The organism is Paenibacillus sp. BIC5C1 (assembly GCF_032399705.1).
GTDB classification, from domain to species: domain Bacteria; phylum Bacillota; class Bacilli; order Paenibacillales; family Paenibacillaceae; genus Paenibacillus; species Paenibacillus taichungensis_A.
In genome coordinates this window covers 5,464,097-5,478,059 of the sequence record NZ_CP135922.1, presented here as the reverse complement: position 1 = coordinate 5,478,059, position 13,963 = coordinate 5,464,097, and the positions used below count along the sequence as shown (strand labels likewise).

General features: G+C 45.5%; 15 protein-coding genes and 1 pseudogene. 13 read left to right on the top strand and 3 right to left on the bottom strand.

The genetic code is table 11. From position 1 onward, the window contains the following. Window positions 1-55: 55 nt before the first annotated feature. From RS891_RS24520 to RS891_RS24505, 4 genes are all read left to right on the top strand, one after another. On the top strand, window positions 56-919 hold the full coding sequence (locus RS891_RS24520) for an aminoglycoside phosphotransferase family protein (protein ID WP_315793461.1): 864 nt from the start codon (window positions 56-58) through the stop codon (window positions 917-919). Between the two features lie 56 nt (window positions 920-975). Then, window positions 976-1,323: a hypothetical protein gene (locus RS891_RS24515; protein ID WP_029881333.1), complete on the top strand. Its 348-nt coding sequence runs from the start codon at window positions 976-978 to the stop codon at window positions 1,321-1,323. A 456-nt stretch (window positions 1,324-1,779) separates the two neighbouring features. Further along, window positions 1,780-2,109 carry a hypothetical protein gene (locus tag RS891_RS24510; RefSeq protein ID WP_315793460.1) on the top strand — a complete coding sequence of 110 codons (330 nt, stop codon included), beginning with the start codon at window positions 1,780-1,782 and terminating at the stop codon, window positions 2,107-2,109. 61 nt (window positions 2,110-2,170) lie between these two features. Further along, the gene (locus RS891_RS24505; protein WP_315793459.1) at window positions 2,171-2,722 is read left to right on the top strand and encodes a hypothetical protein; all 552 of its coding nucleotides are present in this window, start codon (window positions 2,171-2,173) and stop codon (window positions 2,720-2,722) included. Between the two features lie 107 nt (window positions 2,723-2,829). Here the strand turns inward: RS891_RS24505 and RS891_RS24500 are convergent, their stop codons facing one another. Next, window positions 2,830-3,897 carry an ABC transporter substrate-binding protein gene (locus RS891_RS24500; RefSeq protein ID WP_315793458.1) on the bottom strand — a complete coding sequence of 356 codons (1,068 nt, stop codon included), beginning with the start codon at window positions 3,895-3,897 and terminating at the stop codon, window positions 2,830-2,832. A gap of 87 nt (window positions 3,898-3,984) precedes the next feature. Continuing rightward, a complete protein-coding gene (locus tag RS891_RS24495) occupies window positions 3,985-5,553 on the bottom strand; it encodes a helix-turn-helix domain-containing protein (protein ID WP_315793457.1) in 1,569 nt (522 codons plus the stop codon). 421 nt (window positions 5,554-5,974) lie between these two features. Between RS891_RS24495 and RS891_RS24490 the strand changes: the two genes are divergently transcribed. Continuing rightward, window positions 5,975-7,099 (top strand): MFS transporter, encoded by a 1,125-nt coding sequence (locus RS891_RS24490; RefSeq protein ID WP_315796425.1) that lies wholly within the window; start codon window positions 5,975-5,977, stop codon window positions 7,097-7,099. 12 nt (window positions 7,100-7,111) lie between these two features. Here RS891_RS24490 and RS891_RS24485 read toward each other — a convergent pair whose 3' ends face one another. Continuing rightward, on the bottom strand, window positions 7,112-7,552 hold the full coding sequence (locus RS891_RS24485; protein WP_063565290.1) for an Lrp/AsnC family transcriptional regulator: 441 nt from the start codon (window positions 7,550-7,552) through the stop codon (window positions 7,112-7,114). A gap of 185 nt (window positions 7,553-7,737) precedes the next feature. Between RS891_RS24485 and RS891_RS24480 the strand changes: the two genes are divergently transcribed. The 8 genes and pseudogenes from RS891_RS24480 (at window position 7,738) to RS891_RS24445 (ending at window position 13,917) form a co-directional block, all read left to right on the top strand. After that, window positions 7,738-8,898 carry a serine hydrolase domain-containing protein gene (locus RS891_RS24480; RefSeq protein ID WP_315793456.1) on the top strand — a complete coding sequence of 387 codons (1,161 nt, stop codon included), beginning with the start codon at window positions 7,738-7,740 and terminating at the stop codon, window positions 8,896-8,898. Between the two features lie 91 nt (window positions 8,899-8,989). Beyond that, window positions 8,990-9,166, top strand: a complete 177-nt coding sequence (locus tag RS891_RS24475; protein WP_181586586.1) for a hypothetical protein — start codon at window positions 8,990-8,992, stop codon at window positions 9,164-9,166. Window positions 9,167-9,322: 156 nt separating this feature from the next. Continuing rightward, window positions 9,323-9,649: an immunity protein TriTu family protein gene (locus RS891_RS24470; protein ID WP_315793455.1), complete on the top strand. Its 327-nt coding sequence runs from the start codon at window positions 9,323-9,325 to the stop codon at window positions 9,647-9,649. A gap of 126 nt (window positions 9,650-9,775) precedes the next feature. Then, complete coding sequence (locus RS891_RS24465; protein ID WP_076287857.1) at window positions 9,776-10,594, top strand: purine-nucleoside phosphorylase; 819 nt, start codon at window positions 9,776-9,778, stop codon at window positions 10,592-10,594. A 279-nt stretch (window positions 10,595-10,873) separates the two neighbouring features. Beyond that, a pseudogene (locus RS891_RS24460) lies at window positions 10,874-11,107 on the top strand (GRAM domain-containing protein); the annotation flags it as partial. Between the two features lie 401 nt (window positions 11,108-11,508). Then, window positions 11,509-12,048, top strand: a complete 540-nt coding sequence (locus RS891_RS24455) for an SMI1/KNR4 family protein (protein WP_064635959.1) — start codon at window positions 11,509-11,511, stop codon at window positions 12,046-12,048. A 39-nt stretch (window positions 12,049-12,087) separates the two neighbouring features. Beyond that, window positions 12,088-12,528 (top strand): GNAT family N-acetyltransferase, encoded by a 441-nt coding sequence (locus RS891_RS24450; RefSeq protein WP_315793454.1) that lies wholly within the window; start codon window positions 12,088-12,090, stop codon window positions 12,526-12,528. 141 nt (window positions 12,529-12,669) lie between these two features. Continuing rightward, window positions 12,670-13,917: an MFS transporter gene (locus RS891_RS24445; protein ID WP_315793453.1), complete on the top strand. Its 1,248-nt coding sequence runs from the start codon at window positions 12,670-12,672 to the stop codon at window positions 13,915-13,917. The last annotated feature ends 46 nt before the right edge of the window (window positions 13,918-13,963 follow it).

Genomic DNA, 13,963 nt, shown 5'->3' with positions numbered 1-13,963 from the left:
TGAAAAGGTGACAGCAAGGTTCAAATTCTAATTTCAAAGAGAGGGGTCGGGCAAAATGAGGTTAACTCTGGAAAGTATCCGCTGGGTCGAGTTGAGCGAAGAAATTCGCTGCCTTCTTGAGAAACCATACAAGATTCTTCCCCTGTCACCAGGCTTGGAAGCAGAAGTTGTTAAGATAGAATGCGCAGATCACTCGTATGTGTTAAAGATATGGAACAAGGATTCCAAACCCAATATTCGCAACCAGTATGAACTATTATCCAGACTATGCGAGAGTGGAATACAAGTCTCCAAACCGTACGGTTGGGGCATGGATGTGGATTCTAATCAAGTTCTGTTAACGAGTTATGACGGGGAGCCTATAGCCAAGTTAATCAAAACAAAGCTGGAGCAATTGGCCCAAATGTTAATTCAAGTGCATGGTTATGATATAAATGGTATGAGTAACGAGGATGCAAATTTCATACCGCAATATGATTTCGTGGGATATTTTTTCCCCTCCATTGAACTGCATGAGGATATGCATCAGATCCTGACGAACCTTCTTCAACGGACTGAGTTTAGGCATGATTATTTGATCCATGGTGATTATAACCTGGGAAATATTCTGGAGTCAGATGATCAATATGCGATTATCGATTGGACGAATGGTCAGCGTGGTGATCCCAGATACGATATAGCGTGGTCCATTTTTCTGATGACGATCTATACGGGGGAACGAAACGGTAAGATGTACAGTGCTCTATTCAAGAGTCTATCGGAATACACACCAGACGATGCGGAGATTTTTGAAGCTATGGCTTGTTTGCGCTGGATCCTATTAAAGCGTGTGTCTAATGTTCCTATGGGGCCGGGTGTAATGCAGCGGGTTAAAAAGATTATTGGCAGTAATTCATATTTAAATGATGAACTGCTGTAGTATTGTCCTAAACTGTTCTTCACTGCATACCTATGGTATAGAGGAGCGTGATAGGTATGGAACAGAAGGTGCAAACCTATTTTGAACTGAAACAGCAGCAAAAAGAAATTGAACAACGACTATCTGTGTTACGAGATGAGATTGTCGGGTATTGTGAGGAGCAGGGTGTCTATGAGACGCAAGTTGGCGGATACGCTGTGAAAACGGTGCTTCAGCACCGTAAGGAATATGATGATCAGAAGCTGTACGCGTCCCTTCCCGATCCGGACATTTGGCGACTACTGTCCAAGGTAGACAGTCATAAGCTCAAAAGCCTCATCAAACTGAACATACTCACTGAAGAGCAGATTAGTCCAGCTTGTACGGTGAAGCCAGTAACATTATTACAGGTGGACAAGTTGTAACCCTTTGCACGCCATTATATATTAACTATTCTATAATCGTCATCACTAAGCACCTTCCACGGCATATTGCTCTTTTGCCATCATCGACGGAATACGGAGGTGTTTTTGTTTTTGCGTGGAAGCAAAAGCTGGCCTTTTGTGTTCGATCAACAGTTACAACTAAAGAGTCGTCTGGAGTAACATTAAGGAGTAGCGATCATAGGCTCTTTGTCATTCGCACTTCTAAGCCTACGCTCCCTGAGGAGCTGATTGAATCGGTCACGATGTGACCGGTTTTTTTGTTGTATGCAAAAGTTGTGTGCCAATTTCAGCTGTGCGTTTTAAGTCATCTGTAATCATAGTCTCAAATCAGTCCCGGAATGAAAGCAAGCGGATGCTTTAAACAGTCATGCAAGTAGCTTATATGTTATAATTTGTAATTAATTCATGTGCCATCTTTGATAGGGAGGGGAGAAAATGAAGATTAATTACTTGGCTTTTATTGCGCTCATGTTTATTCTCGTAGGATGTTCTGAGAGGATGATATCCCTGAATGGGGAAAGTGAGCATTGGAAAGTTGTGGTTACCAACAGATTTCAAACCGGTATGGTTGAATATACGATTCGATATACCGGGGACGAAAATATGGTGAAAGATGTTGGTTATCAGTTTGACGGCAAAAATCTAACGGCAAGCGGATTGGAAGAAAATCTGGGTACACCTGTCCGGAATATTAAGCAATCCTCGGGTCCGAAATACTTGGAAAATGAAGACTTTTTCTATCCCAGTCCATATTCAATGGAATGAAGATCAGGAAGAGACAGTATATCTTCAAAAGTTGTAGACCGATGAGTTGAGGAGATGGACTATGAGGAAAAAAGTAATTTCGATCGTGCTTGCCATCTGGGTATTGATGATTGTGACCAGTGTGGTTCTTCTGTTTCTGCCCAGAACGATCCATCTTGATGGTGTGGGTGTAAAATATCGGCTAGGGGGAGAAGACAACAGGGAACCAGAGCAAACGGTTCATATCAACATGGATGGCAAGCGTTATCTAACGACCTCGGGTGATTACATATTCAGAGGAACTATTGATATTGAAGGTGAATCTTTCCCTGTACCCGAAGATCAAAAGAACCTCGAAATTCGTTTTCATAAAGGATACGGGTTGATGGAATACTTCATTTTTGAAAATGGGAAAACGGATATCTTCGTATACGGAACACTATTCGTAGATCGTGCATTCACCCGACTCACCATCGCTATTTCGGAGGAGAATTCGAACGGAGAGCAGAACAGTAAAAGTTGGAGCTCCGAAGATGGGCTCATGCTCTCCATGCCCGCAACGAATCGTTCCGAAGCCATTCATCTCTCTAATGAACTGATGGAAACCTATCTCGGGGGCTATACATTAAAATGAGAATTCATAAACATAAACAGGCATGCATTTACCTGGAGGCTTTCTTCCTTCATGTAAACGACATGCCTATTTTTTATTTATGCTGCAAATCTCTAGTGATTTTGTGTTCAGTTTCCAAGCAAAGCTTGTTCTACTTCATCCAGAACCTGACCATAGGCAATCGGTCCAAATCCAGCTACCCAGACCGTGTTGTCCACCAGGTAAACCTGGTTGCTCTTCACAGCCTTCAGGCCTTTCCAGACTGCATTGTCACGCAGCTTCGTGAGCGCTTGTTCGTTATCTGCTTCACTACCGGAGATGATCATGAAAATACGATCCGGATTCAATTCAGGCAACAACTCGAGCGACACATTCTCAATAACTTCATTCATGACGATGCCTGCTTTGGCAAGATCAGGTGCATGGAGTCCGGCTATATCGTACAGCAGGTTCGGAGAATAGAAGGCGTCGGAAGATTTGTCACTTGGGGCAAATACCTGAATCTGCTTATCGGTCAAACGAAAAATCAGAATGGTGTCATCCACGGCATTGCTGGCAGCAACCTTGGTACCAAGTTCCTTGGCTTTTTGATACAATTCATCCACGATTTCGTCTGCCTCTTTTTCTTTGCCCAATACTTTGGCTGTGTCCTTGAACCATTCAAGCGAATTGCTGAAGTAGCTGCTCATATAGACGGGTCCAATTGCGCTGATCGCGTCGTATTCATCAACAAGTACTTCATTGGACAGAATGAGATCCGGCTCTGTGTCCAGAAGTGCTTCCTTGTTGAATTCATTGACGGAACCGAGCGGTACGACGCCTTCGAGCTTGTCCTTCAGATAGGCAGGCATCTCCTGACCGACTTGGGTCACCATGGCGTATGGTTTCATGCCCAATGCCACGAGGTGATCGGCATACGCATAGGTCAAGCCAGCGATACGCTTGGGTTCAGCAGGAATATCCACAGGACCCTTAATACCCTCAACGGTACGTGTCTCCGTACTGGTTGCCTCACTATCAGACGATGTGGTACCGTTGGTGTTCTCTGTTGAATCACTGGCTGCGGAAGTGGATTCTCCCGTAGAAGTCTGTTCGGCTTTGGCGCAACCGGCAATTAGAATAATCAGCAGTATGAGCATGATGCCTGCCTTCAAATTGGGTTTAAATCCTCGTTTGTTTCTTCTATCTGTATTCATATGTGCATGTTCCCCTTTACTGATTATCATTCTCAATTACTAGTATAGGAGAGAAGATTCAGTGCGTCGAGGCACAAAAGGAACCATTCACATGCACGATAGTGACCGAAGGCGCTCGGGAATTTCCCGTAATAACAGATCATGCGAGAAGGCATTATAGCTGCCGAGTACATAATTCATCTGATCCAAATAAACCCGTCCCCGCTTCACCGCTTCCCGCGCTTTCCACCACGGTGAGTTTAACCATCTCTGCCGCTCTGAATCACTGACTGAAGGGTGGAACACCAACATGATGTAATCGGCGTCCAGATCATCCATCTTCCAATCCTCAGCAATATAATGGCTCTGCTGTTCATGGATCAGGGATGGGGTGGACAATTGCAGATCCTGATACAGGACCGCACCCATATGGCGGTAACCAGCAACAAAACAATCCTGACTTCGTACAAGTAACGACACGATTGAAGCAGAGCCGATCTGCTGACGAAGATGTGTTGCAGCCTGAAGGGATCTCTCATCATATTCATCCAGCCAGCTGTAAGCTTGTTGATTTCGTCCGGTAGCCTCAGCAATTTCAAGGAACTGACTGCGCCAGTCCTGGGATTGAAAAGCAATCGTCCGTGTAGGTGCAATCCTGTCTAGTTGCTGAACATGTGTATCGTCTGTATATTCACTGGTCAAAATCAGATCCGGTTCAGCCCGGAGTAGTGTAGTTGAATCGGGGGCTTCACCTTCATAGGCATTCATGAAAAGCGTATGATCCAGCAAAGAGGTCTTGGCTTTGAAAGAAGATCCCGTTGCGGCGCAAGGCTCCAGTCCCAGTGCCAGCAGATGCCCTGTATATTGATTATTCATGGCGGCCACCCTGATCTGACGTGGATTCGAATGAATATAGACGGTAGGCGAGAGGCCCACGGTTTTTTTGAATATGCGACTGAAGTATAAAGGGTTGTTGTAACCCACTTGGGCGGCTACATCCTGTATGGAGCTTTGTTGCCTGGTGAGCAGCCTTTTGGCGTGATGCATTCGAATGTCGGTCAGATATTCCTGCGGACTTTTGCCCACGTTTTTCTTGAAAAAACGGGAATAGTAGCCCTCGGAGAAACCCGCCCGTTCGGCAAGCTGTTGACGTGTAATCGGCGTCTGATAGTTTTGCTCCATGTAACGCAGCGCGTCCAGTACAAGACTGGCCGAGTCATAATCGGAGGTGGCTTCAAGCCGTTCTCCGACATCGGCGACCCATTGCAGAAATTGTCCTTGGATACGAATCCGCTGCCAATGATTTTGTTTCTGCCAGAGTATATGCAGTTCTTTGATTAACTCGCGTTCATGTGATTGAAGGATACCAACACGGTTATGCTCAAAAAGGGGAGGAAGATTAAGAGCCTCTTCGAAATCCTCTCTGTTCGAGATCTGGCCCTCGATCTCCAACGCGATGATGCGTAAAGGATCTGCGGAAGTCTGTCTAATCTGCAGTTGTTTGCCATCCTGGAGAAAAATAAAATGCCCTGCCTTGAGATCGCGATGCTGACGATTCACGGTCAGACAGATCCCTCCATCCTCCAGCAGCAGTAACAGTTGTCCTTCTGTATGTGTGAACGGGTTGCCATTAGAGGGCAGCCTGGTGTGGTGCTCAATAGATGTAAGATTGTACATTGGAATATCCCTCTCTATGAAGCCGATCTCAGTGTGTATTAAAAGGCATTGGAGTCAAAGCCTAAGTATTATCTTATTATTCTAGCGAGTAACAGAAATGCTATCAATCATCTTCGTCATCTTCGATGTTCCCTTCGTTGTTCTCCCATCCTTTCTAATGGTCCAGTATGTGAAGATTACTGTTTAATAGCGTTTACAATAAAATTCAAAGAGAAACACCGAAATTAAATGGATTATCCTCCTAAAACGATCTATCTGCCGTTGTTTATGTATGCCAAATGTTAGTCCGATTTTATAAGCTTATTTTGTAGGCCAGAGGCTTCTGAATTATATAAAAATAAAAGGATAAAGGAGAGTTTTTGTGAACGCGAACACAATCGCAAAAGAACGCCTCCCCTGGTCAGCTCTGCTCGCTTTGGCCATGGCTGGATTTATATGCATTCTTACAGAAAGCCTGCCAGCGGGGCTGCTGCCGCAAATAGCGCAAGATCTGAAGATCGGTGAAGGTTTGGCTGGACAGCTCGTCACTTTGTATGCGGTGGGGTCTCTTCTGGCGGCAATTCCCCTAACGACAGCAACTCGTGGATGGAGGCGCAGGCCGTTGCTTCTATTATGCATCTTCGGTTTTCTGATTTTTAACACGATTACGGCCGTATCCTCGGTATATGGTTTGACCCTTGCTGCGCGCTTCATGGCGGGCGTGTCTGCTGGAGTGTTGTGGGGGATGACGGCAGGTTACGCACGCCGGATGGTTTCAGACTCGCTAAAGGGAAAAGCGATGGCTGTCGCCATGGTGGGCACACCGCTCGCGCTTGCATTGGGCGTTCCCTTGGGAACCTTTTTGGGCAATTACGCCGGATGGCGTCTTATTTTTGGAACAGTCTCATTATTGACGGTAGTGCTTGTATTGTGGGTGCTCTGGAAAGTACCTGACTATGAGGGGGAGCCTGCACGTCAGCAGCTTGCGCTTCATCGGATCTTTGTTATACCGGGGGTTCGTCCCATATTGTTTGTTGTTCTGACCTGGGTATTGGCCCATAACATTCTGTACACGTATATCTCACCTTATCTGGGCGAGACGATGCTGTCCGAACGGGTGGACCTGGTTCTGATGATCTTTGGAGTGACTTCGGTAATCGGTATATGGATTATTGGGCTGTTGATTGACCGTTACATGAGATTATTGATTCTGGTTAGCCTTGTTCTATTTGCGCTGGCCTCGCTGGTGATGGGGATCTTTATCCATCAACCGATGATGATCATTCTGGGAGTAGTGGCCTGGGGGCTTACATTTGGCGGAGCGGCTACGTTATTACAGACTGCAATTGCGCAGGCCGGAGGCAGAAGTGCCGATGTTGCCCAATCCATGCTGGTGACAGCATGGAACCTGGGGATCGGAGGGGGAGGGATCATCGGAGCCATTCTGCTGGACCAGACAGGTGCTCGTTTCCTGCCGATTTCCCTGATCCTGTTGATCGTTATGGCTTTGCTCGTCGCCTGGTTCACCAGTAAACAGGGTTTCCCAAGACAGGTTAAGGACCGATGATCGATGAAACATTTACACCGGATTCGTTCCTTCGATGAGATTTTTGGTTGCAATAGGTGAAGACATCGCGATGAGGGTGGTGTAAGTGCCGTATTGATCGCATCGGTCTCCAAATGCTTCAAGACCAGCAATCGAATCCGTCATGATCTTCAACAGGTAATTATGCTCTCCGCTCACGCGATGACATTCGATCACTTCGGGTGACGAACGGCAGAAATCAAGAAAGGCATGGCAATCCCGTGTGCGAAAAAGAAGATAGGAGGTACTCGACCTCCCTATTTTCTGCGGGGAAATGATGGTGCGGTATTCTTCGATTACGCCACTTTCTTCCAATCGTTTCACGCGTTCCGTTACGGCGGGTTGAGATAAACCGACCAGCTTACCCAGTTCAGTCATGGATAGCCTTGCCTGGTTTTGCAAATGAAAGAGGATATTCGTATCGATTTGGTCCATGAGATGGCCTCCTTTAAAATTATAGGAAATGTTTAGTAAATGCCTTTATATTCATCGCAGATTAAATCGAATAACATGGTTTTCTTATGTAATACAGATGAGATCATTTATATAATAAGCACACTTACTTTAAATAATCAAGCATGTGGCACATGGAGGGGATGAGTGAGATGGGAGACGGAAATATGAAGTTTAATCCTGAATTTGTAGAAGAAGTGATTCACCGTACGTTGGCAGAAAAAAGAATTGTGGGTTCCGTTGTTCAGATTGCGTGGAAAGGGGAAGTGGTCTATAACAGCGCGGATGGCCTCGCCGATCGAGAACAGAACAGACACATGCAAGAAGATGCGTTGTTCAGGTATGCTTCTGTAACCAAGCCAATTGTATCCACCGCCGCCATGGTATTGATATCCCAGGGTAAATTAAAGCTGGATGACCCGGTTATGAAATGGTTGCCAGAATTCCGTCCCAAACAGCCAAATGGGGAAGTTGCCTCCATGACGGTTCATCATCTGATGACACATACGGCGGGTTTAACGTATCGTTTTTTTCAGGAGAACGGGGGAACGTACGAAGTTGCCGGAGTATCGGATGGAATGGATATCGCTGGCATTACGCTGGAAGAGAATTTGCAAAGGATTGCTTCTGCTCCACTGCTGTATGAGCCCGGGAAGATGTGGAGATATTCGATTGCAACAGATGTACTAGGTGCGGTTATTGAGAAAGTGACTGGGTTGACACTGCGAGAGGCATTAGAACTGCTCGTGACTCATCCACTGGGCATGAAGAATACGGATTTTGTCGCTGTGGATTCGAAGAGAATGACAGCTGCATATGCGGACAGTTCCAACAGTTCGGGGCAACCTCGTCGCTTGCGGGATGAGGACCATGTACCGTTTATTGAAGGTGCGGCGGGCTTCCAACTCGCACCCGAAAGATACCTTGAACCATCGGCCTATCTTTCGGGTGGTGCGGGCATGATAGGAAGTGCAGGAGACTTCCTATCATTGCTTGAAACGCTGCGTCAAGGTGGAGGTTCGCTTCTTCCTAAAGCGCTTGTCAACGAAATGACGACTAATCAGATTGGAGATTTGGACATGCCTTATTGGCCAGGCAGAGGATTTGGCTTGGGATTCACGGTGCTGAAAGATCCGGCAGAAGCAGGTACACCTGAGTCTGCTGGAACGTGGCGCATGGGTGGAACCTATGGTCACTCGTGGTTTGTTGATCCAACAGAAGAACTGAGCGTTGTTGCGTTCACCAATACAGCTTTGGAGGGCATGTCGGGCAGATTCACAACGGAACTTTGCGAGGCTGTCTATGAGGGAATAGAGCGAAAGAGATAAGTTGAGTTATGGATTAATATGGAAAAATGTGATAAGGTAGAGCAGCAGATTACAGTGAATTCTAAATTTGATTCCGAAATGAGATGAGAAGATGGATCGCATCCGCAATTACCTGTTTGTGTTCACAGGGAATTTTCTAGCTGCCTATATGATCTTTCCTGAAAGAACCATTGGTAAATCCGTGATGTTTGCTGTACTGATGCTGTTGCTGAGCATGGGAATGGATTTCATGAAAAGCCAAAAGCAGCATTCGTTGGAGCAGCAATAAGCAAGCTTATCATTACATGTCAGTGCGGAATAGCGGAATACCTTATCCGTATTTAATAATGGAACCGATTCTCGACAGAGGATCGGTTTTTTGTGTACAGTTGAAGCATGAAAGACATGTATGTTGGTCAATTCAGAAGGTGGGGAAGCTTTTCATATGATCCGAAACCAATTTAATCAATGGGCCCAGTGTCAGGCGGAACGGTTGCAAACGTTGGGTATCTCGACGGAGCAGGCCAAACAGGGGAACATCGATGAACGACTTATCCCTGATCAGTCAACCGGATTCATTCATGAGTCCGAGTATGCCATCGGTCAGGTGACTGTCTGGGCATCAAAACAAATGGAATATGAGGTTGTGAACATCGAGACGGAAGAACTGCTTTTATGGAAGTATGTTGAAAACATAGAGGATGACGAACCTGAATTTGATTGGATTTTGAGACAATATTTCGAGGTGTTACAGTCCGGGCTCAAACCTTAACCGGCTTCGGGAGGAGAGACAGAGGCCACTTTATCCAGCTCCCATTTACATGTCCGCGATTGTTCATTACACTTGGTTTATAGCACTTACTTAATCCAAACTCAGATGTTCAGGGGGAATATATTTATGCATCAATCTGCACATATTCAGGAAGCCAGAGATTACATATTAAACCGTATTAATAACAAGCCTGTCGTGGGCATGATTCTGGGATCAGGGCTGGGAGCGCTCGCGGACGAGATCGAGAATGCTACCGTCATTCCATATACGGACATTCCTTATTTTGCTCAATCCGAGGCTATTGGTCATGCCAATGAATTGGTCATTGGAGAATTGATGGGCAAGACTGTCGTAGCGATGAAAGGACGCCTTCATTATTATGAAGGTTTCACGCTGGATGAAGTAACGTTCCCGGTTCGGATTATGAAAGCACTGGGTGTCGAGCAGTTGATTATCACCAATGCTTGTGGAGCGATCAATACCAGCTTCGAACCTGGACAGCTTATGTTGATTACCGATCATATTAATCTGGTAGGCAATAATCCGCTGATGGGTCCGAATAATGCCGAACTGGGTGTGCGTTTCCCGGACGTGTCACAGGTATATAATCGCGAACTCCGCAGTATCGCCCTGAAGGTAGCGGAGGAGCAGAATGTCGGTTTGCAGCAAGGGGTATATGCATGGTGGAGTGGTCCGGCGTATGAGACTCCAGCAGAGATTCGCATGATTCGTACGATGGGCGCGGATGCTGTGGGGATGTCGACGGTACCTGAAGCGATTGTAGCCATCCATGGTGGGATGAAAGTACTGGGAATTTCCTGTCTGACCAATATGGCCTGCGGCATTCTGGACCAACCGTTAAGTCATGATGAAGTGATTGAAGTCGCGGCAAAAGTGAAAACAACCTTTATTGGACTGGTTAAAGGTATTTTGAAAGAGATGTAATCCGGAATCGAGAGGAAGCTTTCTTTTCAAAGTAAAAAAATTTATGAAGCATTGTCCAAGACGGAGTGATTCCGTTGGGCAATGCTTTTTTACAAATGAACATGCGCAAAATATTCCTATATCGGTCAAAACGACCTATAATAATAGTGATTCAAGCTATAGGCTGAAAAAGGAGACTGATAGAAATGGAAGAATTGGCCCCCATGAACACGTCATTTTTGAGAGTATTCATGCAAACTGGTTAAGAGGTTTTGAAGGAGTAGGAGAAAGCTTTTTCTAACTAATGAACGATTAATTTTTATTCCTCATGGTCTGAATTTTCAGACGGAATGGGTTCAAATCGAGATCTGGGCTATGACTAAGATTGAGAAAAGTGCGACATGGGGACTAATCCCTAACGGAATTACCATTACATTAGACAGTGGACATGTCTTCAAGTTTGTTGTCTGGAATCGTTCTAAGATCATCAAAGAGATTGTACAAGCCAAGAGAATGAATAACGAAATCATTTAAGTTTCAGATGAAGTACATAACCCAAAAAATGTGGGATAATAAACTGAACGGATTCTGCTCTGGCCAGATGAATTTATCAAATCCTCATAGATCAATGATGCATTGAAATCTATATAGACAATAGTAATAACATGATATGCACTAAAAAGGCTATAAAATGGGCACTGTCTATACGGAATTAATCCGTTGGGCGGTGCTTTTTGATTTGGCAAAATGATGGGATTAACTAGATCGTCATGCACTCCCTTGTATTTCCTATCTCTGATATCGTACAGTTGAAAGATAAACAAGGATATGGATTATCAATGAATTAACTATACTCCTGAGGAGAAACGTGAAGTATAGATTTTCTATATCATTAGACTAGACAATCTATATAGCACACAAAAAGGAGGATGAGAATGATCGAGCAAGCAGAGCTGCTATGGCAACGTATTATTGCAAAAGGAACAGGAGCAAATGCAGATTTTGAGGTAGCGCTCAATCTTCAACCTGGTGCGAGCGATGAAGATTTTCAATCTGTGGAAAATCAACTTGGGGTGACATTGCCTGAAGAGATGAAGGCTCTGTATCGTGTACATAACGGACAAGTCTGGAATGTTGGCGTAGATTGCTTTGTGCGGAACCTGACATTGTCGCCTCTGGATCAGGTTAAGGAGAATTGGGCGTTTTTGCAGGAAGAATTCGACCCGGATGATATGGAACCGGAGATTGAAGATGATGCCATTAAGCCAGTACTGTGGAACTGCAAATGGATTCCGATCGCAGAAAATGGTGGTGGGGATTATCTATGTCTGGACACAGACCCATCAGGTTCTGGAACGGTAGGACAGGTGTTGTATTTTTGGCATGATTGGGGACATCGATCAATTGAAGCTGCGGGGTTATTTGAATTCATTCAGAAGTGTCTGGAAGAAAAGGATGAGGACAATGCAACGTAGGCAGCATGAATTCGAATAAACGTAAAAGGAGTCCTTTCAATGATCCAAATAACCATGCGTCAATCCAAGCAGGCAGATGAGGAGCACCTTGCTGAGTTGCGAGCTTTGGTTCTATATGATGATCTAAACCGGTTGGGAAGATACGATGATTTGAAGGTTCGTGAACGTTTCCGTAATACATTTGATCCTGAGTATACATGGATTATCGAGTTCGAGGGTGAAATGGTGGGGTGTGTAGCATTGAAGCCCAAGTCAGAGGAGATGCTGCTGGAACATTTCTATATCCATCCCGATTATCAGGGTCGGCAAATAGGGACCCAAGTGCTGAATATGCTACTGAAACGGGATGACGTTAAGGGCAAACGTGTTACTTTAAATGTATTGCAGGGCAGTCCAGCTCGGCGTTTGTATGAGCGCTTTGGGTTTGTTTTGGACAGTGAAGATGAGGTGGATGTATTCATGTCCGTTCAAGTGAAGTAATTTTTACGGTCAAAATAGCAGCATAAAACAGATCCATTCATTTAATTCTTGAATGGGTCTATTGAACTTTTCTATTATACTTTCCAGTGACGGTATCCTAATATGGATAATAACCTACTTTTTATATAGGAATTATATAGTATGGAGAATGCCAAGATGCCGCATTGGAAGCGAAATCTGTATATTTTGTGGTTTGGTCTATTTTTCAATCATATGTCTTACACCTTGTCTGTTCCGTTCTTTCCGCTATTTCTGCAAAATGATCTCGGTATCCAGAGCGGATTGGAAGTCTGGTCCGGCATTTCGATCTCGATCAGCTTTCTGATCAGCGGACTATGTGCTCCATTCTGGGGCTCGCTGGCTGACAGATATGGAAGCAAACTGATGCTGATTCGTTCGGGCGTTGGCCTCGCCATTGCTCATCTGGCTAACTATTTCGTTTATGATCCTTACACATTTATCGCTGTGCGGATATTTCAGGGACTCATGGCCGGCTTCAATCCTGCATCCATTACGTTGGTCGGCACCAATACACCGGAGAAGCATGTAGGTTATGCGCTTGGTGTCATCTCCACATCCACGGCTGCTGGGGGAATTCTGGGACCGCTTGTGGGTGGAGTACTGAGCCAGTGGATCGGTCTGCGCGGATGCTTTATCGCCTCGGGAATTATTACGCTGCTCTCGGCTGTGATGGTGATATGGGTAAAGGAAGCCCGCGGTCCCCGCACTGTAATTCGTACCAGTATTCTGGGTGATTTGAAAAAAGCTGCCGCCACGCCGGGATTAATGCGGATTTATGGTTTGATTTTGCTCGTTTCAACTTCCGTGCTCATTATCGAACCTGTACTGACGCTTTATGTGGTCCAGATTGGTGGTGATGTCAGTAGTGCAACACTTAGTGCAGGAATCGTCTTCTCGGCCATCGGTGTGGCAACGGTAATTATGGGGCCGCGCTGGGGAAGGATTGGCGGAAAGATCGGATACGAGAAAACGTTGTTTATCGGCCTGCTGGGCGGTGGCATTGGCAGTTTACTGCAACTGACGGCGTATAACCTCATTTATTTTGGAAGTTTGCGATTTGTTTATGGTCTGTTCTTCGCAGCCGTATATCCGGCCTTGAATGCGTTGATCATCAAATATGCTGACCGTGATTTTCGGGGAAGGGCTGTCAGTCTGAGTCAGACGGCGAATCAATTCGGTATTGTACTCGGCCCGTTACTCGGCGGTTTTCTGGGCGGATGGACGGGGATTCCTTTTATATTTCTCCTGACAGGCATTGTCCTTCTGGGAGCAGCCTGGACAGTCCGGGTAAGCGAAAGGAACGAGGCGAATAAACCGGGACTGGGCATGGCAGCAACAGAAGCAGGCGGAAACAGCATAAAGAAATGATGAAATGAAGAAGCGATTCTCAGAGAAAAAAGGTACTCGAACTGAA